Origin of the sequence: Brevibacterium sp. UCMA 11752 (assembly GCF_021532235.1) — a bacterium.
In the GTDB taxonomy this organism is placed as follows: domain Bacteria; phylum Actinomycetota; class Actinomycetes; order Actinomycetales; family Brevibacteriaceae; genus Brevibacterium; species Brevibacterium antiquum.
Genome location: NZ_JACBOS010000003.1, coordinates 1,747,684 through 1,769,649 on the forward strand (window position 1 = coordinate 1,747,684; position 21,966 = coordinate 1,769,649).

A 21,966-nucleotide genomic window follows, 5' to 3' on the forward strand; every position below is an offset into this window, starting at 1 on the left:
CGATCCAACCGGTTGAGAAATGTTTTGGAAGCGATAAATGCAGTTGACATCCACGCACGTTGAAAAACCACCGAGCACGGACGCTAAGCCGCGCAGGTCAGGATTCCGTGCCGATATTCAAGGGCTGCGTGCCTTGGCCGTCGGCATCGTCCTGCTCTACCATTTGTGGCCGAATCGTTTCGTAGGCGGATTCATCGGCGTCGACGTATTCTTCGTCATCTCCGGTTTTCTCATCACTAGTCACCTGATCAAGTCTCCGCCGAAGAACTGGCGGGATGTCACTCACTTCTGGGCTCGACGAATCCGGCGTCTGCTCCCGGCTTCTCTGCTCGTGCTCTTCGTCGTTGGAGTGGCTACTTATCTGGTGGCTCCACAATCGATCTGGGTCGATACCGGACGACAGATCTTTTCCGCCGCGCTCTACGTGGTCAACTGGGACTTCGCGAGTTCAAGCGTTGACTACCTTGCGGCGGACAACGCTCAATCTCCGATACAGCACTTTTGGTCGCTGTCGGTCGAAGAACAGTTCTATTTCGTCTGGCCCATGCTCATCGGTCTCGCATTTCTGGTCGGTAAGAAGGTGGGACGTCCAAAGCAAATCGTGGGCTTCACTGTCGTCGCCGTCTTCGCCGCTTCGCTGGCGTTTTCAGTCTGGTACACGATCGTGCAGCCGGCCATGGCCTACTTCATCACTCCGACTCGTATGTGGGAGATGGCTGCTGGTGGGCTCGTGGCAGTGTTCGTCATCTATATTCGGCCAAAACGGCTCCCCTTAAGCTCGCTGATCGGGTGGGTCGGACTGGCAGGAATCGTCGCAGGTACATTCCTTATCCGTGCGGACATGCCGTTCCCCGGTTATATTGCGCTACTCCCAGTGGTCTCGACAGCGCTGGTCATCGTGGCTGATTCCCGTGGACGCTTCTCTGTGCTCCCGCTTCTGTCGCTGAGACCGGTGCAGTTCCTGGGCGACATCTCGTACTCTGTGTATCTCTGGCATTGGCCACTCATCGTCCTTGTTCCCTACTTGTCAGAAAAGCTGGGAACTACGGAGAACCTTGGCCGCTTGGACAAGGCATTGATCATTCTCTTTTCGATCGTTGTCGCGTGGGCGTCCACGACCTGGGTCGAAAATCGCTTCCGAAAGACTTCGCTCCTGAACAGCCCGAAAAGGACCTTTGGGTTTGCGATCGTGGCCATGGCGCTTGTCAGCGCGCTCGGCCTCAGCCAGATGTGGGTCTCGGACCGGATCGTCGAGCAGAATAAGGACAATCTCGAAATTGCGATGTCTGACCCGGACTCCTGTCTGGGCGCAGCAGCATTGCTTCCCAGCGCGAAGAACAACCCGAAATGTGATGATACGGATTCTCTGATGATGGAACCGGCTGCCGCTAAGAACGACAAGTCAAAGGCTTATGCAGACGGGTGCTGGGCGAGCGAGCCATACACTGATCGCCCCGAATGCACATATGGTGATGGCGAGAAGCAAGTCGCACTGGTCGGCAATTCGCACGCGGGCCACTGGCTGCCGACTCTTGAAAGACTGGCTGAGAAGAACGACTGGACTATCACCACTTTCCTAGCCTCGAACTGCAGCATCTCGACTCTTCCGCAGGATCTGGGTACCCCAGAGGGAGTCAAGGGCTGCCAAGACTATTCTGATTGGGTAGTCGATCGCACAACAAGCGGCGGATTCGACGCAGTGATCACCTCGGAACGTCAGTCGACACCACTGGACGGAATGTCGTGGGAAGAGACTGAGAAGAAGGCACCTGAGGGACATGAGGACATATTGCAGAGCTGGGTCGACGCAAAGCTAGATGTTGTCGTCGTCAGAGACACTCCTTATCCAGGAGGGGACGACATCCAGGTGCCCGACTGCGTAGCCAAGCATGAGGATGAGCTCGAAGAGTGCTCGGGAACTCCGGAATCATGGCACTGGATGGATCCTCTTGCCGCGTCAGCTAAGGAGATTGACTCGAAGCATATGTCAATCATCTATCCCGAAGATTGGTTCTGTCCGGACGGACGATGCGAACCGGTCATCGGCGGAGTCATCACCTATTTCGACACGGCGCACATCACCGCCACATATGCGAAGACTCTGGCTCCTCAGTTCAATGACAGGTTGCGCCAGACCGGCTTGGATACCTTCGACTGAGTGATCAGCAGAACGATCTCTTGCCGATTCATCAGGCGAATTCGATACTGTAAAACCGATTGATCGTGACAACCGACGGACCACCGAAACCTCTGCAAAGGACTAGGCGAGTGAGCAATCAACGAAAAGCGACCGACCGTTTCATCAGCAAAGGAAGAGAGCTGATCAAACCCGTGGTCCACGGCATCGCTCGGCGTGCTCTTCCTGCTGTGGAAAGGGCTTCCGGAACCAGATACATTCGAGAGCGTGGCGAAGCAGGTGCCAAAGGAACCTCGAAGTCCGTTGGCGGCTCGAAGAAGATCGCGGCTGACACAGCTCGTTCTTATCGGAATCTGGCTACTGGTCTCAAAGGTCGTACCGCCGCTGATACCGACGGCTGGACAGTCGCGCCGACGAAGAAGGAAGTCGAGGCCAAACTCCGTGAACTCGCACGCCTGAAGGCAGATTCAGTTCTGGCTGAAGCTCTGATCAGCGGGTCGTCATTGGGCGGGTCAATGGTCGAGGCGGGCAGAGCGCTCATCGACGCTGGTCTCCACGGTGAGGCTGTGTCGATCGGATTGAACCTGCGCCGTCGGCCCGAACACGATCAGATCGGCCGAGTCCTATTGGGAATGGCATACCACCGCTCATCGGATCCGGACGTTGCTTGGGCCGAATTCGAACGCGTTGAGGATCGTGAACTCATCACCGCCGCGGCTGTGGAGTACTACCCAACCGCCATTGACACACTTGGTGATGAAGCGCTTCCGCTCATTGAACGTTCAAACCAGACGGGCGACACTGAGCGATGGACCTCCAAGGCTGTGCTGCGCACAGCCGAATCCGCCTTCTGCATCGATGCCTTCGAACATGTCCGCACGCTTATCGAGAGTCGCCTCGCATGGGGAGCCGACAACCTTGAGACGTCCATCCATTACGAACTCACGAGGATGCGAGATTGGCTTCCGGGCGGAGTGCATCTGCAGCCTCTTCCGACGACACCTGGGAAGCGCAACTTCGGTGTGCTCAGCTACGACCAGCCCGGCATCCGCTCGCGCAACATCGGCGACTACATACAGACGGTGGCTTCAATCGGACACCTCCTGAGATATGAGAATCTGAGCTTCACGGGAGACCGCGGGCTGACGGAGCTCTTTTCGAAGCTGCGGAAATCAGTCAAAGCCGAAAGGAAATACGAGGGCCCCGAAGCTGAGCTCAACCTGGTCGAGGTCTATCGTGACGGCAACGTTTACCAAGACATCCCAGAAGACACGTGGTACATCTCCTTCGGGTGGTATATGCACGACATCTTCGGAAAATCATTCAATATTCCATTCCATCCCAATCTCCGCCCGATCCTGCTGTCGGTGTTCATCCGGTATCCCGAAATGCTCACCCCAGATGCCATCGCCTATCTGAAGAAATATGGGCCGGTGGGCTGCCGGGACTGGCAGTCGGTGGCAGTGCTGCGGGCCGTCGGAGTTCCGGCCTTCTTCTCAGGCTGTCTGACCACGACCATCGATACGGTGTTCCCAGCCCGCGAGCCTGACCGTCGTACCGGCACACTGCGGATCGACTGGATGAAGGGCGGCAAAGGGCCCAAGAAGAAGCAGACTGTCACCGCGATCCGAGACAAGACTTTCCCGGAGAACCTCGAGTTGGCGCGGAGCTGGGTCGGCGACTACGCCTACAAGTACAAGCGTGTGCTGACGTCGCGGCTGCACGCCAACCTTCCGGCGCGGTCGGTGGGCGCCGAGGTCGAGTTCGAACCCAAGAACAAGTCGGACTCTCGATTCGGCGGACTGTACGGAATCAATGACGCCGAGTTCGATGCGATCCGAACCGGAATCCTGGACAAGCTCTCAGTGATCATCCCACTCATCGCATCCGGAGCCGCGGAGAACGAGGTCTATGCCAAGTGGACTGAGATCACCGAAGCCGATATGGCCGTTGCAGACGAATACCTCGCCACGGCCCATCTGCCCGACGTCGCGAGCGCTGAAATCGCCACCGCGACTAACGCGGCCGAACGACCCCTGCCCGAAGCAGGGACTGCCGATGTCTATCTGTCGGTAAACAAGGGCGAAGAGCACCTGGTGGGCGCGACTGCACAGTCCATAGACGATCATGCCTCCGGTCCTTATCGGCTGTGGGTGGCATCGGGCGCTCTCACCGCGGATCGAGTCGATGACATCCGGTCTAAACTGACCAAGGGAACGATCCGTGTGCTCGACCCTGTGTCCATTCCTGGCATCAACGAGAAAGACGAGCTGGTCCAGGCCCTCCTACCGACGCTGTTTGCCGACAATGAGAAGCTTGTCGTCATTCCAGCCGCGGCTGAGGTGACCGCAGACATCGCAGAACTTGCGAGTATCGACTTGGGCACGTCTCTTCTCGCAGCGAAAAGAGACGTGAGGAAGACTCGGACCAGCGGTCTCACCCTCATGCGACGGGTAGCCAGCTCATTCAAGGATGACTACGAGAGTGCGCTGGACTTCGTCTTCGCCAGCCACAGCACGCTGAGTGAAGACTTCGTACTGTTCGATCCACAGGTTTCCGTGCTCAATCTTGCCCGCCTTCGCAGCGAGGGCATAGCAGAACGAGTCATCGGCCTGTTGAAGAACGTTGGTATCAACTATGTTGACTCCCTCCAGATCTCGGTGGGCGGGCGATATATCGAACTCGACACCGATTGGAACGTTCGCGCTCACTGGGAGACTGCAGACAGCCCCAAGATCGTGAACTGGCGACGTCAGGTTCGTCATCACGGTCATATGGCTCTGCCGGCGTGACACCAGCCGTGGTCAACGATGACACAAGTGGGAACTGAGGAAGGAAGCAAACAGTGAGCCTGATTAATCGACTGTTCCATGGCGCTCCTGATGTCAGTCGGGAGACGGTCGACCACAAGGTTCCCCTTGGGACCGACGCAGTGCATGTCTACAACGCTGTTTGGGGCATCCCGGAATCGATCGGAGGGATGACGACGGCTGCACTGCGTCGGATCCGCAGTTTTCAGGAATATGGTCATCCGCTGTCGCAGACGCTGCTGACTTTCAGTCCACGAATGGATGTAGACGCAACTCGGGCTCGGCTCCTCTCAGAAGGACGGATCGACGAGCATGTCGAGCTGGTCAACATCTGGCAGGACTTACGTGACCGGTCTGACTCTGACCTGGCCTCATTGGGTGGGAAGACTCCAACAGTCCCCGTGCCTCAGGCGGACGGTGAAGTTGAGAGCATCACCGAGTTCTACGATGTGTTCCGCACTTCGAGCACCAGCGGTATCGTCCGTCGTGACTATCTGCGGGCCGATAACAGCCTGCTGCTCACTGATGTGCATGATCCCAAGATCGGTCGTCGCTTCGTTCTCCACTCGGCAGCGGGCGACCCGATCGCCGAATGGAATCGACCACGAGACTTCTACAATGCCTGGATCACGGCGACTATCATTGACGAGCCTGCCGTCCTCATCGTCGATGACAAGAAGATCAGTGAGTTTGTCCACGAGATCTCGGATCGTTCATTCGCGCTGGTCCTGTTCATGCACGGCTCCCATCTTCGCCATCCCTGGAACGGACCGCATGGGGAGTTTCTTCGTCGTCGAGTGGAGACCATGCGCAACTTCGACCGCTTCGACGCTGTCGGGATTCAGACTCAACAGCAGGCTGAGGCGGTCACGGCCACGGGAATCTGCGGTTCGAACATCAAATTCCTGACAGGTGAGCTGCCGTCCGGGGCTGTTCTGGCCGAAGCACCGACGGACCGCAAGGTGAACAGCGCTGTGATGATCGCCAACCTCATTCCGCTGAAGCGGGTGGATCATGTGATCAGAGCTGTAGCGCTGCTGAAGGACAGGGGAGTGGACATCACGCTCACGGTCCTCGGAGAGGGCGGCGAACGTCAAAAGCTCGAACAGCTCATTGCGGACCTCAACGTCAAGGACCGCGTGGAACTCCCAGGATACGTCAACGACGTTCCTGAACGACTGCGATCTGCGTCCTTCTCCACTCTGACCAGCACCAGTGAGGGGCTGCCGCTGGCGATGATGGAATCAATGGGTGCCGGATGCGTGCCCATCGTCTACGACATCACCTACGGCCCCAGAGATCTGGTGGAGCAGGGACACAACGGCTTCGTCACTCCTCGAGGTGACATCGGGGCACTGGCCGATCAGATTGAGGCGTTCCTAGGACTCGGCCCGGAACGCATCGCCTCGATGCGGAGGGCCGCGATGACGACGGTAGAAGAGTATCTTCCAGGAGTCGGCTACCAGCGTTGGAAAACGGTGCTTGAAGCGCTTAAGCCTGTGCCACTTCCGAACATCGGCCCTCGGGAGTCCGTCCAAGCGATCAACGCGAACGCACTGCGAGTCACCCCATCTGCGCAAGGGTCACGTATCGAACTCGAGTTCGGCCAAATCCAGGAATCGGCCGCGGCTCCCTTGCAGCTCGTACTGGTTGGACGGAAGCGGAACAACTACTTCCTGTGTACCGATCCGATTGTCGAACGCCGGGCGTTTGGGCGTGGAACGAAGATCGTATTCGACATCGCCGCTGACAAATTCTCCGAGTCGAAGGGCGAGACCTTCGATGTATGCCTGCGACGTCCACAGGATCCGTGGAACGCTAAGCGAAGAATCCGACCGCCGAAAGGCTACGCTCCGAAGAGCGTCGGTGCCCGAGAGTGGTACTCGACGAATCTCGGCAACTTCTCTGTACGTCCCCGGCCTCTGGGCTGAGACCAGAAGCCACAGCTACTCGTCGCTAGCCTCGGCGTTGGTGCTCTCGAAATGATACTTGGACATATCCGACGTTCTATTGGCAATCAGCGTGCTGATGGCATCCGCGAAGAGCACGGTCGACGTGCCCTTCTTTCCTTCACCGAAGTAGTGGCGGCGTAGTTCCTGGCGGGCCTCGGCCGACCCATCGTCCGTCAGCTGCTCTCGCAGCAGAGCATCTGTCTGGTTCACGGTCGTTCCGTCGATAATGGGCGTAGCTCGACTGACTGGTGCCTCGTCGTTGAGCTTTGCTGTATCGTCACGGCGATCTGTCAGCACCAGAGGCTTCTCCGGGTGCATATAGAGGTAGTCGAGACCGACGCTGGAAATGTCCGTAACGAGCAGATCGACGGCATCGAACATCGCGAGGATGTCACCCTCCATCAGGATCTGATGCTGCAGAGACTCGTCGGTGATGGATTCGTTAGCGGTCTCGATGAGTTCTATGATGCGTGCATTCGACTCCGCCATGGCGGTGTTATTGGAGGCTGCAACACGGGGGTGCGGCTTGTAGATGACACGAGTATCGTCGAGGCCCAGTGCGGCTTCGATGATCTTAGGGCCGAACAAGTCGACGGACGTATAATTGTTCGCGTCGTTCTCGCCCTCCCACGTCGGTGCGTACATGATGGTCCTCGTCGACGAGGCCTCCAACTCGGGAACCCTGTCTATGTCCAACTGAGGCCTCCCTATCTTGGTCAGAGCAGACTCATCAAAATCGATGAGTGATTTGCGGTACCGGTTGATTGCGGCATCGCCAGCCACGAAGACCTTGTCATACGACTTCGCCTGGTTGGAGACCATGCTGAGTTTGTCAGACTCACCATGATTGACGTGAACGTGGACCATAGGTGCGAACCCGAGTGACTGGAAATTCGACATTCCGTTGTTCACATAGAGTGCCAGCTTGAAATCGTTGGCATGGTAGAAGGTGTGGAGTGGATCGAATCTGCGTTTGAGGACCATGGGCAGGCGCGTGATCTCACGAGCCTGAAGCAATGAGGAGGGCTTGCGCAGCACGAGAACGACTCTGTGCGTCCGGTGGAGCTCTTCGAGAACCGGTATCCACTGACTGAGCTGGTAGAACTTGGGCTTACGATCACCGAAGTAGACGACGACGTCGCCCCTGACATAGCTGCCATCGTAGTCGTCTTCGAGCTGCTTCCAGCGTTCTGTGCCCCTGATCCATTTGCTGGTCTTCTTCCATGCAGACGACCGCACAGCCTTCAGCGCTGTCTTACGAACCAGGTTTTTCACAGTGGACCTTTCATTGTGCGGGCGGAGCGGGGCAATCCATCTCGCGATCGATGCCTTGACAATGATACTGGCTATCGACTGCACCATGCTGGTCTCGAACCATGGTGATGAATGACTCGACCATCCCGATTAAGCGTTCGGGATCGAGGAACCTGAACCTTGGTCCGAGTGTGGTTGTCTGGATGCCGGTAGGTGAGTCATGAATGAGTGTGTGCGTGGACATCCTTGATGACGCTTGAGACACATTCACCTGTGTTCGAACCTGCATTTGCAGGTTCGGTGTCCAACTGCTTGTCCGAAATGCTCCTTGCAACCGTCACAGCCCGGATTCACTCGGTATGGTTGAAGATCATGAAGACTCGCGACTTCAGGCTGGACAAAGCTAAAGGCCTGCTCATCTTTCTCGTCGTTTCAGGGCATCTTATGGAACGGCTCCCTGGCTGGGACATGGGGTACAGCCGTGTGCTGCTGACTGGAATTTACTCATTTCATATGCCGGCATTCGTTTTGCTTGCAGGAATCACGGCGAGGTCAAATCGCCTAGTTGATCGGACCCTTGTCTTTCTGGTCCTCGTCGTGACAGCCCAACCCATACTCTATTACTGGGCTGATCTCTTCGGGAAACCACCTAGTCTCGAATTCGGTGAGCCGTACTGGATCACCTGGTTCCTACTTGCAATGGTGTGGTGGCTTCTCTTGCTACCTCTCGTTGAACGGTTTCCAGTGTTTATGTTGGTCGCATCAATTGCGATGGGCTTGTTGGGCGGAATCCTTCCTGAAATCGACTATGAGTTCACCGTCGGGCGGTCGTTGACGTTCTTCCCGTTCTTCGTGATCGGGAAGCTCTACGGACAGCGTCTGCTGACCTGGGCTGCAGAGATGAAGATGGCACAAAAGCTGGGGTTGTCAGTTTTGGCCCTTCTGCCAATGGCTGTCTTCTATCTTCGTGATTTCGACCATCGATGGTTCTACGGAGCACGGGGTTTTGAGAACTTGGGAGAATCGATTCCCTACGGTGTGGGAATGAGGACTCTCATCGCTGCAAGCGCTTTGTTGACGATTGTTGTTCTCTTCGCTTGGTCTGAGTCTCTGCCTTCGTTCCTCATACCAGCAGGACAGCACACACTCGCGATCTTCATCTTGCACGGTTTCATTGTCCGGGCCATTGATGAGCCACTCAACACTCTCCTGGACGAGACTTCAGGTTCAGTAGCGATAGCACTGAGCATTGTCCTTGCAGGCCTTGTCACGTGGTTGCTCTCTTGGCGAAGGCTGGACCAAGGCATTCGCTGGTATAGCTCAGCCCTGGCCACGCTGTTTCGTAGGGTGCTCCCGCCATACCGGACGCGGAAACCTAAGTCTCGTCACTGAACCCACATGGACTTTGCCCGGTATCCGCGGCCCGTTTGCTGGCGTTCGTTCTGGCAGATGACGGCACAGTCTTCAACGAAGTCGCCCGACTCAGATTCTTAGCAATGGACTGGCAAGGTGTGGGTGAAGTTTGAGAGCCAAGGGGCGGCTGAAGCCTCTGCAGTCGGCACTGCTGTCTGCTGTTCTTTTGGCCCACCGCTCAGATTGATTGGTCCTATGGCTGCTATGAGCCGCGCCGAAGTACAGATTTGCTGCGGCGAACCGGTAAGCAACGAGCACCAACCGTGTGTCGACGAGGCTTCTTCGAAGGATTCGAGAGCATCCGAAGTATTCATGTGAATTTCGTTGCAACTTCAATCGGGGACGCAGCGGGTCGGTTAGAGAGCGGCGTCTACTGCTCCTGTTATGCTGTCTGAATTACGAAACGGTGAACTACGCGTATCGAACGATCACATGCGCACGCAAGGGGAAATGTGTCAGAAGAACTAGAAATAGTCGACATAAAGTGGGAGCGGGTCAACGTCACCTACATTGTCGAGTTCACTGGTGACGAGGTGGAGGCCTTCTACCTCACGTCAAACGCGAACCCCGGTGAGAAGCTGTATCCCATTGCATTCGAGCGAGTAGACACCACTCGATATGAGTTGACGATCAACGTCACGCTGTTTAATCGTCGAGGTCAAGTGCCCAATGGAACCTACTTCCTTGTAGCATTGACAGGTGTGGATCTTCACCCCGCGAATTTCCCACTGGCCAATGTAGGCGAGCTGGATGAACACTCTAGAGCCTTCGTCTACAACAAGAATCGTTCTGCATACACTGTGACATTCGGAGTCTCAGACAACGATGGTGCGCCATATTTTCTGATGCGCACTTATTCGTTCGGTCGTTCCGCAGGGAAGCCGTCGTCGACACGTGCTCGAATGAAATCAAAGTTGAAATCGAAATGGGTCAAGGCCAAACGTAAGACATTGCGTGGCGTATTCGCTGTAGCCGCCAAGACGCGACCTGCCGAGGGAAACAACGTTCTGTTCGCTTCCGAGGCGCGACCGAACATGCAGGGCAATCTGAAAGCAGTCCACGACAGGATGCTTGAACGTGGTCTCGATCAGGACTTCAACTTCGGCTATTCATTCCGAACCGGCCGGACCAGCTCGCGCCAGAATGCGCTCAACCTCGCCTGGCAGATGGGCAAAGCGAACACCATTCTCATCGACGATTACTTTGCCGTCTTGAAAGATCTCGGAGATCGAAACAAGCAGAAGATCATCCAGCTGTGGCATGCGGGTAGCGGATTCAAATCGGTTGGATACAGCCGTTTCGGGCAGTACGGGTCACCGAATCTCCGTAACGCGCATCGCCTGTATTCCTACGCAATCTGCGGGTCACAGCATCTGCGTGACGTATACAGTGAGGCATTCGGCATCGAGAGGGAGGCCGTCTTGGCGACAGGGCTGCCCCGAATCGATGGATTCCTCCGAGAGGGTCGAGCCGACGAAATCCTCCCGGAATTTGAGGCTGAATTTCCGGATTCCCGAGGCAAACGGAAGATCCTCCTTGCTCCGACATTTCGCGGACGGGGCTCGGGCGATGCCCACTACGATTACGAGGAGATTGACTTCCCCGCCCTCTACGAGGCATGTGGTCAAGACACCGTCGTCCTATTCCGCCAGCACCACTTCATTCCAGAACCGGCCCCAATTCCTTCTGAATTCAGTGATCGGCTCATCGACGTCGCTTCGTTCCCAGATACCAACGACCTGTTGCTGATCTCAGACGTTCTTGTCACGGACTACTCCTCAGTCATCTACGAGTATTCGCTGCTGGAACGTCCGATGATTTTCTTTGCCTACGACCTTGAGACGTATTCGGCGACGCGGGGTATGCACAGGGCATACGAGGAGGCGGCTCCTGGAAGTATTGCCACGACGTTCGACGAATTGGTCGCGCTGATGAGAGAACCTGAACTGAGTGTCGAGAAGACGAAGGAGTTCGTGCGGGAGAACTTCGATCACGTCGACACAAACAACTCAGATAGAGTTATTGACACTCTGGTTCTTGCTGATCCGATAGTCGAGTTCGCTTCCGATGGTCCGATCAGCTACGACGATCTGAGAGATCGTGATCTCGAAGAAGATCCGGAGCATGATGCAGAAGAGCACCTAGCAACTCCTGCCGATGATGATGCAACTGCTGTGGCCGGTGTAGAAGAAAATAAGGAGAACCAATGGCAAATATCGCGGTAGTCTTCGCCGGAGGAGTTGGAGCCAGGATGGCTCACAGTTCCAGGCCCAAGCAGTTTTTGGAGATTCACGGTCGCCCTGTCATCGTCCACACGCTGGATGTCTTTCAGCAGCATCCAGAAATCGACGCCATAGCTGTTGCGATCCTTCCGCAGTTTCGAGAGCAGCTGGAGCGGTTGGTCAATCGATACGAGCTCGATAAGGTCAAATGGATCGTTGACGGCGGATCGACGGGCCAGGAGTCCAGACACAATGCGCTGAAAGTCGTCGCTGAGAGCAACGATCCGGATAGCCTCGTCCTCATCCACGATGGAGTGCGTCCGCTCATCGACGCAGACCTCGTCACTCGCAACATTGAGAGCGCACTCGAGTTCGGGTCCGCTATCACTTGCACCAAAATGACCGAGACTGTTGTGGTTGAAGAGGGGGCCGGCATCAAGGATGTCATCCCCCGCGATCCACTCTGGACAGCGCAAGCGCCCCAGACGTTCCGTCTGAAAGACGCACTTGCCGGATACGATCGTGCCGTCGCCGAAGGCGAACACGACTCCATTGATACGTGCACTCTTCTGCATGGCTTCGGCTACGACGTCCATCGGGTTGAGGGCCCACGTACGAATATCAAGATCACCACGGCTTCCGACTACTATGTGTGCCGGACATTCTTGACGCTCATAGAGGATCGGGAGGCATTTGGTGGCGAATGACGTTGCGCTCTTTGACTCACCAGTATTCCAGGAAGACGTTCAGCAGATAGTCCAGGAGCCTCTGCCGTGGGAAGCGTACCGCGGTCAGAACGTCCTCGTGACTGGTGCTTCTGGGATGATCCCGTTATATATCGTCGGGGTGCTCCTGGCAGCAAACGACGAGCACGGACTCGGAATGCATATTTCAGGCATGGTGCGCAACGTCGCCAAGGCTGAGCGTCGACTCAGCGGGGCGCTTGCGCGAACAGATTTCACGTTAGTCGATGGCGACGTAGCTGAGCCAATGGAATTCGACCAGAAGTTCAACACCGTATTTCACGGAGCGTCTCCCGCCCGGCCTGTACTGCACAACGGCTCTCCCGTTACAACACTCAAAGCCAATACGTTGGGAACGATCAACCTTCTGGACAGTCTGGTCGCTGCAGGCGGAGGTTCCTTCGTCCTCCTGTCATCGTCGGAAGTGTACGGCTCTGTATCGGGAGTTGATCTCATCCAGGAAGATTCAGTCGGGGCGCTGCAGCACTTCGCACCGCGGGCGAGTTATTCAGAAGGCAAGCGGATTGCTGAAACAGCACTAGCCGCATATTCCGCAGAATTCAGTATTCGACCGTTGACTATTCGATTCGGTCATATCTATGGGCCTGGGATGGCTCTTGACGACGGTCGCGTGCAAGCGGATTTCCTGGCCGACGTCGTTCGCGGACGCGACATCAAGATGATGAGCGCGGGCGCCCCTACACGGACGTATACCTATGTGGCAGATGCGGTGCTCGGGCTCTTCTACGCACATCTGATTGGCAGCGATTCCGTCTACAACGTGGCCGATCCTCAAGGCAACGTGAGTATTCGACAGCTCGCTCAGAAGTTTGCTTCTGCGCGACCGGAGCGCGGCCTGAAATTGGCATTCGCCAATGAGGCTGATAGTGGTGCATATTCGCCCGTCGCTTCTTTAGGGTTGGCCTCTGACCGAATTCAGTCTTTGGGGTGGGCCGCGAAAACAAATCTCGAATCCGGCGTATCGCGTGCAATCAGATCTTTTGAACAGGGACCGTTAATCTAGCCGTACACGTGCATTCCTGGGGCAGCTCAAGTCTCCGAAGAATGCGGAGCAATGACGATGCGTGCGCCGACTCTACGAATAGAGCAGAAGTGAAGAAGACTCGAATCCTTCTATTGACCAATAGAGACTCTGACAACGTAGGCGATCAAATAATTGAGGCCTCAGTCATCAGCCTGTTGAAGACTGTCGCAACGAATTTGCGCCTCGACGAGGACTCTTTTGAAATATCGAGTCGTGCGGCCGGGATCATCAGCAAGAAGTATCTGAAGACGGGCGACGAGTCATTGCTGCTTTCCGCGAGAAAAGCAATCTCGAATGCTGATCTGTTGATCTTCGGGGGAGCCCCACTCTTCAATTACAAATATCAGTCCTTCTACCGCAGGACGATTCGAACGGTGGAACTTGCGCAAGAATACGGAGTCCCGACGCTGTTCTCAAGCATCGGGGTCGAACCGTACTCAGAAGATGATCCTCGTTCACAGGCCCTTAAGAAAGCTCTGAATCTTCCGGTCGTTCGACAGATCACTACCAGAGATGACTTGCAGTCGGTATTGAAGTATGTGGAAGGATCCCAGATATCGACTTCCCTTGTCGCCGATCCCGCAGTGTTTGCGGACAGGGTATTCGAAAAGGTCGGGGAGCTGCCCGCATCCTTTGCCAAGCAGGGTGTGCCGACGATTGGGTTGGTCGTTACTCGCGGCGGAATCTTTGCTGACAACAGCATCGATTTTTCAGAGCGTGACCAACAGGACCTCTGGCTTGGCGTGATCAAGCTGTTGGAGGAGCGAGGGTACGGGTATCGGTTATTCACCACTGGGCACTTTACGGATGAGATATTCCTCGATTCCTTAGTGCGGCAACATGGTGTCCCTGGGAAGAACGTAACATTCGCGGTGAACTCCCCAGACGAGCTGATCCACGAGTTGCGAAAGTGCACCGCAGTGATCGCCTACCGATTGCACGCAAGTATCACGTCATTCGCTCTAGGTACGCCTTCCGTGGGCTTGTCCTGGAACTTCAAGGTGACAGAATTCTACAAAGAAGTCGGATATGCCGAACGCGCGATCAGCCCGGACGAATGGAATCCGCGCTCCATTGTCTCGGCAGTGGAGGCTGCACTCAACGGGGGCGTGGAGAAAGACGACAACTATCTGTACACCGTTTACGCAACGCTGTTCGCAGGAGTGAAGGGCGTCCTCTCACCGAACGAGCCGGTAGAGCCCTATTCTTTGGACGAAGTCGTCGAGGCGCTACCACGCAGTTCGAAGACACCGTTGCGTGAATATCGCGCGAAAGTACAGCGAAAACTCAGACGTTCATATGATTTCTACGCCAATCAGACGAAAGCGCACAACGTCGTAGCGAAGAAGGCGCGGGTTCTGCCAAGAGTTCAACGAGTTCAACAACGCATGAAGCGGATGCTGCGCAAAGTTGTGGCGTAACCGTCTTCTCTCAAAGCCGAGACCGAGGCTGTGGTCGCGGTTCGCGCTGCTGAGCAGTGATCTCTGAGTCTGGAGGGGTCGAACCTCGCGTGGACTACTGTCCGTTCAGTTCGTAGTCGATTGAGCTCCACTATCACCGGCGCCTGAATTCGTCACCGTTCTTCCAGCACAAATCCAAGCTCGGCGCAGCCGACCGCTCACCGGCGGTTGCTGCGAGACGGGGTACCCACGAGGTCTAGGGTGAGCTACGTTCGAATTGCTAAGATCGTTGTCCGAAACCAGCTCGCTTGCGCAGCCACCGGTACGACCGTGAGATGAGCTTTCGTCTTCGCGTTCCATAAGGGAGCACGTAAGCCGTTGCCCGTTCCTTAGAGGTGCTGACGTGTGTTGAAAGAGCTTTCCACTTGTCTGCCGTCGTTACGGTGCCAGAGCTGGCGAAATATGCAAGTGCCAACTCTTCGTTGGGAAGGTCTGCTGCGAGATATACGTTGTCGAACTTCGCATCATCCAGACGTCTACGATACTCTCGCGAGAAGATCTTGCGCAGAGACGGGCTTTTTGCCAACTGGGACTGCGTTGTCTCGAAATCCACATAGTATTGGTTCGAGAAGTCGTTGAAGGCCGCTGCCTCGTCTGACAGAACGACAGGGGACTCGGCCTCATATGAGTACGTGGAGATGTCATCTCCGAATGATTTGATCTGCGCCATGGATTCCTTTCCAATGGACGCATTGCGTTCAACGATAAGCACTGTCTGCTCAAGAGGCGAAGCAGCCGATTGCATCAATGACTGGAGGAAGTTGGTGGCTCGTGGGCCGGGGCGCAAGTCTCCGGCCCAGAAAGCGGCGGTCGGTCGCTTGCCGTGCGAATTGCGAAGCTGGACGCCTTCGGTACTGTCTTCAAAGAGAAAATTGACTGCGCGCTTAGAGGCGTATCCGTCATCGTGAGGGCAGAAGCGCTCCTTGGCTGCTTGGTATTGACTGCCCTGGAGTGGCCGTGACGAAAAGTCAAAGTCCGGACCAAGCTGCGTGACCTCGGCAGCTACCGACCCGATGGCCTCTAGTAGCTCATTGCGTGAAATGGCAACGTTGCCCGGCAGCTCGTCGACGCTGAGATTGACGCCGCGAGTGCGGGCATAGTTCTCAACATCGTAGAGATAGTGGATGATTGGGCGTCCGGTGGGGAGGAAGTCAAAGAAGATGCTCGAGAAATCGGTGATAAGGACATCGACGACAGAGAGCAGGTCATTCGAACTTATGTCGTGGGGCGGGATGATGATGTTGCCGATCTGGTCCCCGACGGATGCGTCTTTGATCAATCGGTCCATCCGATGATGGCCACGGTACAGCAACTGAATATTCGGACCGGACATGGCCTTGAGATCGTCGATTAGCTGATCGGTGTCGACGACGTCTTTGTCATTCTCCGAACGCCACGTGGGTGCGTAGAGGACCGTGGGGCGGTATGTTCCGGGTGAACCGTGAGTCTCCAGCCCGAGCGATTCGCGTAGATGTGTCTTCTGAGCCTCATCCGCGTTCAGTGTGCGGTCGACCCGTGGGTAACCGATCTCGGCGATCACTGCATTGGAGACACCCCTCATTGAGTACGCCGAGATGATCTTATCTGTGGTGAACTTACCAGGGGTGAGAATATGTGTTGCTTTTGTGAATGTGGCATTTCCCACCGGAGAGCCGAATCGTGCTTTGGGCGTATTGCGGCCTAGAGATTTGTAGGGCACTCCGTGCCAAGTATTCAAATATTTCTGCCGCTCTCGACGTGTATAGAAGACCGGCAGATTTGCGTTGCAGACAACGTAACCAGCGGAGGCTAGGAAATACGTGTAGGAACGAGTGTTGCGGCGGACAAATATTACGTCTGAGGCGTTCTCGTACTCTGGAGCGATGCTTCCTCGAGCGTCAACGGACCAAACGTGCAGAAACTCACCATGCTCAGGGTGTGCTCTTAGGTACTCAAAAATCCCATATGGGTTGTCGCCCATGCGGGCGCCCGACATGGACTCGTAGAAGATCACCTTTGTGTTGACGGGAGCATCGATGCTGTCTCTTGCGTACTGATCGCGGACTCCTTTCGACTTGGCGTTCTTACCGAGGGGCTTCTCCCAGAATTCTTCGGGGTCGAGCTCGGAATTCAAATCCGCGCTTTCCAATGCATCGCGAAGTAGAGAATTATCCTGGTTCATCCAGCAGCGTCCTTTCGCCTAGTCGAATCTTCCCGAGTATAGCGGTTTACGGTGATCCTCTGGCTGATATCGGGGTGTGCCAACGTCACTACAGGCGAGAACGAGACCCTGCTTAAGCCAGACGCAGTTCGCGAGTTCGCGATGATTGCGGGTGGTGACCACTACCTAGTCGAAAATTTGTTCTTGAGCTCAACGAATTTGGATTTCACCGATGGTTTCGACGTTTCTATATAGACTTTTCGCCATCTTGCGACGAAGACTGCCGAGGAAACGCTATTAACTGGTACGTGTGGAATCCGGCCCCCGTCGTCAAGCACCATCTTTCGATAATCAAGGTCGGCTCCCTTGGTGTCTCCGTGTATCACTGTGCCGTCGTTGAGCAACCAGAACCACCGGTTGTCTATTCTGAATCGGAGGGTCCACCCAGCTAGCCGATGTGTGGGCGTCTGGAACAGGTTTGGCCCCATCGTTCCGGTGCCGTCGTTGCTGTTGATTGATCCTGGAGTCGAATATTCTAGTGCGCCGCTCTTCAGCTTCTTTACCTTGAGCCCTTGCTGATGATTCTCGCTGATCCCTACCGCGGTGGTGTTGCTGGAATTGACCAGAGCCCCGCTGTGGAAGTGTGTCGTATAGGTGATCTCCCTACGCCTAGCTTCCAGCCTTGATCTATCGGCTGTTGACGAGGTTCCAGTTGACGCCTCTGCCTCATGCAGGGCGGTGAGGAGGAACTCTTCTGATTGCCTGCGGCGATTGTCCAAATGCGTTCTAGCCCGTGTGAAATCCACGGTGTCGCCGAGGTTTGCAACGCTGTCTTCGGGAGAAAACTGCTGGCTTGTGAGACTGAACTCGGAGAGGAAGTTCGGCACTTTGTTCCCGTTACGTCTACAGACGAAGAACAATGTATCGAAGATGAGTGAAAAGCAGCACCCGTGGAATGAATTTGTGAAAACCGCATCGGCATGAGCGATGTAACCGAGCCACTCCTCTGCGGAAACGTCGTAGCGTGGTACGTGTCTGACTCCGGGATCAGTTAACTTTCCGTGCGGGAGCGGCCGGTCGGAGAGCTCTACAACTGTGAGGCTGTGGGCTTTGGCGTATTCGACGGCCTTTGCGACTGTGTCAGTGGATCTTTCCATGACGTAATACAGAAGAACGTACTTCTGTTCTGGTGGAGGAATCGCGACCTTGGTCCAGAATTCTTGATCGTGCAGAAGAACAGGGTCGACCACAGTCGGTACGGTTCGTCCAGTGTTCTCTTCTATGTACTGACTGAAGTCTCGTTCTCGAGCGCTGATCGAATCGATATCCTCAAGGTAATTGAAGAATTCCTTGGCGGACTCTGGCTCAAAATCGGATCGTGCACCTCTGCTTGGTGCATAGGCGATCTTGGGTTTGCCTTCAAACGCCTTGCTGCCAAGCATGTACCCGCGATCGAACGAGTAGTCGGGTAGCCAGGGCTGCCAGATGACGGCTGTCACACAGATGTAGCAGTCTATTCCGGGATCTTCGACTTCGAGCAGGTCCGAATCGTACACCTCAGCGGTGAAGCCCATGTTCTCGGATATGAACGCTTCGAACTTGTCGTAACGGGCCTTGCGCTCTTCAGTTGGTGCTCGATAGCCCATCGCCACTTCGGTCCATCTTCTTGCGTCCGCATTTCTCTGCTTGACTGCGGCGGGTGAGTTGGCTTTTGCCGCGATGGTTGATCGGTACTTGGCTTCCGCGAATTTGGCTGGTTCCCGAAGGTCCATATTTTCAAAATGGACTGGCTTGTAGTCAACGAAAGTCGCGTCATAGCTGCGGTTCGTCAGATACTGCTGAAAGGCGAAGGCATGCAGGTTGCAGGCAAAATTGAGGTAGTCCGCGTAGCGGTTAATGCCAATGAGGCCAATTTTCATTGATCGCCCCCTTCGCGAGACTACAACAGTTGAGTAGCTAGCTCATACGAGAGGCAACCAAGATGCGGTAGACCCGCTCGAGTTTCACCTGGGCGCGTTTATGCAATGAGCCCGACGTGTAAGGAACGTCCCAACACGCTGCGACCAGATGCATCCGAATCTCGGAAGGCAGGCACAGGTTCCGTCAGGCGACAACATCACGAAAAACTAACAAACTCCCCAGTAACTATTGCCAAAATCGCAACTTCTGTGCAGAATGTAGTGGTGGTTGAGACGAGCAATGGTGCAGGCAACAGCCAGGAGTCCCTGCTGAGCCGTGTCCGTGACGCGATCCGAACTGCTGGAATCAACCACAGCGAAGTCGCCCGCAGCATCGGCATCGAGCCGAGCAAACTCTCCAAGTCTCTGGCTGGGACACGGAACTTCCGGGTCGAGGAGATCTCGGGTATCGCCTCCCTGACCAACGTCAGTACGGACTGGCTCACGACCGGACGGTCGATACAGCCACCTCGGCGAGCGACTGTTCCACATTTCCACGCCGTCCCAGGAGGCGCACAGACCAGAACCGATGAGACCGCTGGAGTTGGTGGCAGCGCGGCGTCGCGGGACTTACCCGAGCCATTGCCGGACCGGGCGAAGACTGGGGCAGGGGAGTGGATGTCGAAGGGCAAACGCAACCGGCACAAGATCGTCGTCGCGGCCTGGGAGCTCTACGCCGACCGGGGTGTTGACGATGTGCGTACGGAAGATGTCGCGCGGGCCAGTGGGCTGAGCACCTCGGCGGTCAACTATCACTTCCGCTCCAAGGCGCAGCTGTTGCAGGCCACACTGCGCCACACCCTCGACGTCCTCTCCGGCATCCGCGGGCTGATCGATCCCGAAGATCCTTTGAGGACTCTGCGCGAATTCGCGCGCGTCCACGCCGGCGTCAACGACAAGATCCGACGCGTCTGGTCCATATGGGTCCAAAGCTGGGCCCGGGCTGCCGTTGACGAGCACGCCCGAGCCACCCTCACCGAGGTGTACTCGGAGTGGTTCGAGATGTTCGCCTCCGTCGTCCTCGCCGGCCAGAAGGTGGGCACCATCCGCGCCGGTGACACCATCCTCATGGCCAAGGGCCTGAGCGTCTTCATCGACGGGCTCGGCGTTGCACGCAGCACGGGTCAGATGAGCATCACCGATGCCGAAGCGCTGCAGATGCTCGATGACTATCTCAGCGAACACATCGCGGCCACCGGGCGCGACCAGGTCCTGGCCGCAACGGACTCGCCTGGCACCACGACACCTGACCGACCCGCACCGCACCCGCAGGAAGAAGGCACATGAACACACCGAATCGAAGACAAGCGCTGGGGGCCGGGCTGTCGATATCAGCACTCGCCGGCTTGAGCGCCTGCGGGGGCGGCTCCGTCGGTGCCGCCGACGCAGGGAAACCAATCAAGGGCGGAAGCCTGCGCGTGGGAGTCACCGGCGGCAACTCCGCGGATACCGTCGACGCCCACATTCCGGTCAACAGCGGCGACGTCTGCCGCGCCGTGAACCTGTACAACGCGCTCTACGGGTGGGATGACGACTCTCAGGTCGTGCCGCTGCTGGCGGAGTCCTTCGAATCCAACGCCGACGCCACCATGTGGACGTGCACCCTGAAGCAGGGCATCAAGTTCTCCGACGGCAGTCCGATCACCCCGGACGATGTGATCTTCACCTTCAAGCGGATCACGGACCCCGATGATCCCAAGACCGCGGCAGCGAACTTCTCCATGCTCGACAAAGTCGTCGCCAAGGATGACCGCACCGTGGAGTTCCACCTCAGTGAGGCCAACGGACTGTTCAAGGACGCAGTCGCCGAATACACCGCGGCGATCGTCCCTGAAGGCTACGACCCGGAGAACCCCGTGTGCTCAGGGCCATTCAAACTCAAATCGTTCACCCCGGCCCAGTCGACGGTGCTCGTGCCCAATGAGCACTACTTCGACTACGACAAGATGTACCTCGACGAGGTGCAGCTGCTGAACTTCAACGACTCAGACGCACTCATCAACGCGCTCCTTTCAACCCAGGTCGACGCGATCGCGCAGATCCCTGTGGCACTGGTCGAGGTCATCGCCGCCGATGAGCGCATGGCCATTCTCAACTCCGAGACCGGCATGTGGCTGCCGCTGACCATGCGGGTGGACAAGAAGCCGTTCGACGACGTCAAGGTGCGCCAGGCCTTCCGCCTCGTCGTCGACCGGGAGCAGATGATCGAACAGGTCCTGTCCGGCTTCGGCACCGTCGGCAACGACATGTTCGGGCCGCTGAGCGAGAACTATCCCGAGTTCCCGCAGCGCAAGCAGGACATTCCGAAAGCCAAGAAGCTCCTCGCCGAGGCGGGCTACCCCGATGGTCTCGACGTCGAGTTGGTGACGGCACCGATTCAGTCCGGTGCCGTCGAATCCGCTCAGGTCTTCGCTCAGCAGGCCGCCGAGGCCGGCATCCGGGTCAAGATTCGCAGGGTCGACGCGACGACGTTCTTCGGCGAGGAATATCTGCAGTGGGACTTCGCGCAGGACTTCTGGTACACCCGAGATTTCCTGCCGCAGGTCATCTCCTGCGCTCTCGAAGAGTCGCCGTTCAACGAAACTCACTGGGACGACCCCGCCTTCAACAAGGTCTTCGACAAGGTCCGCGGCATTCCCGAGGTCGAGAAGAGACGCGACGGCGAACACGAACTGCAGAAGATGCTCTACGACGAAGGCGGCTACATCGTGTGGGGATTCGCCAACCAGGTCGACGCTTTCCAGAAGTACGTCGGCGGGCTGGTCAAGAACTCCACCGGGCGGCCCCTGGGCGGCTGGCGGTTCGACCGCGTATGGATCGGAAAGGTGTGAC

At 56.5% G+C, this 21,966-nt stretch carries 13 protein-coding genes; 10 read left to right on the forward strand and 3 right to left on the reverse strand.

Annotation, left to right across the window (positions count from 1 at the left end; translation table 11 throughout):
- Positions 1-37: 37 nt before the first annotated feature.
- From HU144_RS07830 to HU144_RS07840, 3 genes are all read left to right on the forward strand, one after another.
- Positions 38-2,158 (forward strand): acyltransferase family protein, encoded by a 2,121-nt coding sequence (locus HU144_RS07830; RefSeq protein ID WP_235350871.1) that lies wholly within the window; start codon positions 38-40, stop codon positions 2,156-2,158.
- Between the two features lie 110 nt (positions 2,159-2,268).
- Complete coding sequence (locus tag HU144_RS07835; protein ID WP_235350872.1) at positions 2,269-4,929, forward strand: hypothetical protein; 2,661 nt, start codon at positions 2,269-2,271, stop codon at positions 4,927-4,929.
- 53 nt (positions 4,930-4,982) lie between these two features.
- Positions 4,983-6,878: a glycosyltransferase gene (locus HU144_RS07840; RefSeq protein ID WP_235350873.1), complete on the forward strand. Its 1,896-nt coding sequence runs from the start codon at positions 4,983-4,985 to the stop codon at positions 6,876-6,878.
- A gap of 15 nt (positions 6,879-6,893) precedes the next feature.
- Here HU144_RS07840 and HU144_RS07845 read toward each other — a convergent pair whose 3' ends face one another.
- Positions 6,894-8,174: a CDP-glycerol glycerophosphotransferase family protein gene (locus HU144_RS07845; RefSeq protein WP_235350874.1), complete on the reverse strand. Its 1,281-nt coding sequence runs from the start codon at positions 8,172-8,174 to the stop codon at positions 6,894-6,896.
- A gap of 228 nt (positions 8,175-8,402) precedes the next feature.
- Between HU144_RS07845 and HU144_RS07850 the strand changes: the two genes are divergently transcribed.
- The 5 genes from HU144_RS07850 (at position 8,403) to HU144_RS07870 (ending at position 14,997) form a co-directional block, all read left to right on the forward strand.
- Entirely contained in the window at positions 8,403-9,545 is a 1,143-nt protein-coding gene (locus tag HU144_RS07850) for an acyltransferase family protein (RefSeq protein WP_235350875.1), read from the forward strand.
- 473 nt (positions 9,546-10,018) lie between these two features.
- Positions 10,019-11,791, forward strand: coding sequence for a CDP-glycerol glycerophosphotransferase family protein (locus HU144_RS07855; protein WP_235350876.1), 1,773 nt, complete (start codon positions 10,019-10,021; stop codon positions 11,789-11,791).
- Positions 11,773-12,495: an IspD/TarI family cytidylyltransferase gene (locus HU144_RS07860; protein ID WP_198396702.1), complete on the forward strand. Its 723-nt coding sequence runs from the start codon at positions 11,773-11,775 to the stop codon at positions 12,493-12,495. The genes HU144_RS07855 and HU144_RS07860 overlap by 19 nt, the downstream gene beginning before the upstream one ends.
- The gene (locus HU144_RS07865) at positions 12,485-13,555 is read left to right on the forward strand and encodes an NAD-dependent epimerase/dehydratase family protein (RefSeq protein WP_235350877.1); all 1,071 of its coding nucleotides are present in this window, start codon (positions 12,485-12,487) and stop codon (positions 13,553-13,555) included. The genes HU144_RS07860 and HU144_RS07865 overlap by 11 nt, the downstream gene beginning before the upstream one ends.
- A gap of 89 nt (positions 13,556-13,644) precedes the next feature.
- Positions 13,645-14,997 carry a polysaccharide pyruvyl transferase family protein gene (locus HU144_RS07870; RefSeq protein WP_235350878.1) on the forward strand — a complete coding sequence of 451 codons (1,353 nt, stop codon included), beginning with the start codon at positions 13,645-13,647 and terminating at the stop codon, positions 14,995-14,997.
- Between the two features lie 259 nt (positions 14,998-15,256).
- Here the strand turns inward: HU144_RS07870 and HU144_RS07875 are convergent, their stop codons facing one another.
- The gene (locus tag HU144_RS07875) at positions 15,257-17,197 is read right to left on the reverse strand and encodes a CDP-glycerol glycerophosphotransferase family protein (protein WP_235350879.1); all 1,941 of its coding nucleotides are present in this window, start codon (positions 17,195-17,197) and stop codon (positions 15,257-15,259) included.
- Positions 17,198-17,358: 161 nt separating this feature from the next.
- The gene (locus tag HU144_RS07880; RefSeq protein ID WP_235350880.1) at positions 17,359-19,095 is read right to left on the reverse strand and encodes a polysaccharide pyruvyl transferase family protein; all 1,737 of its coding nucleotides are present in this window, start codon (positions 19,093-19,095) and stop codon (positions 17,359-17,361) included.
- Positions 19,096-19,359: 264 nt separating this feature from the next.
- Between HU144_RS07880 and HU144_RS07885 the strand changes: the two genes are divergently transcribed.
- Both HU144_RS07885 and HU144_RS07890 read left to right on the forward strand, forming a co-directional pair.
- Entirely contained in the window at positions 19,360-20,421 is a 1,062-nt protein-coding gene (locus HU144_RS07885) for a TetR family transcriptional regulator C-terminal domain-containing protein (protein WP_235350881.1), read from the forward strand.
- Positions 20,418-21,965, forward strand: a complete 1,548-nt coding sequence (locus HU144_RS07890; protein WP_235350882.1) for an ABC transporter substrate-binding protein — start codon at positions 20,418-20,420, stop codon at positions 21,963-21,965. Before HU144_RS07885 ends, HU144_RS07890 begins: the two co-directional genes overlap by 4 nt.
- Position 21,966 lies beyond the last annotated feature (1 nt).

Coding starts and splice junctions, on each gene's coding strand:
- HU144_RS07830 (WP_235350871.1), top strand. CDS start 38: ATGCAGTTGACATCCACGCACGTTGAAAAACCACCGAGCACGGACGCT.
- HU144_RS07860 (WP_198396702.1), top strand. CDS start 11,773: ATGGCAAATATCGCGGTAGTCTTCGCCGGAGGAGTTGGAGCCAGGATG.
- HU144_RS07875 (WP_235350879.1), bottom strand. CDS start 17,197: ATGAACCAGGATAATTCTCTACTTCGCGATGCATTGGAAAGCGCGGAT.
- HU144_RS07890 (WP_235350882.1), top strand. CDS start 20,418: ATGAACACACCGAATCGAAGACAAGCGCTGGGGGCCGGGCTGTCGATA.
- HU144_RS07850 (WP_235350875.1), top strand. CDS start 8,403: ATGACGCTTGAGACACATTCACCTGTGTTCGAACCTGCATTTGCAGGT.
- HU144_RS07880 (WP_235350880.1), bottom strand. CDS start 19,095: ATGAAAATTGGCCTCATTGGCATTAACCGCTACGCGGACTACCTCAAT.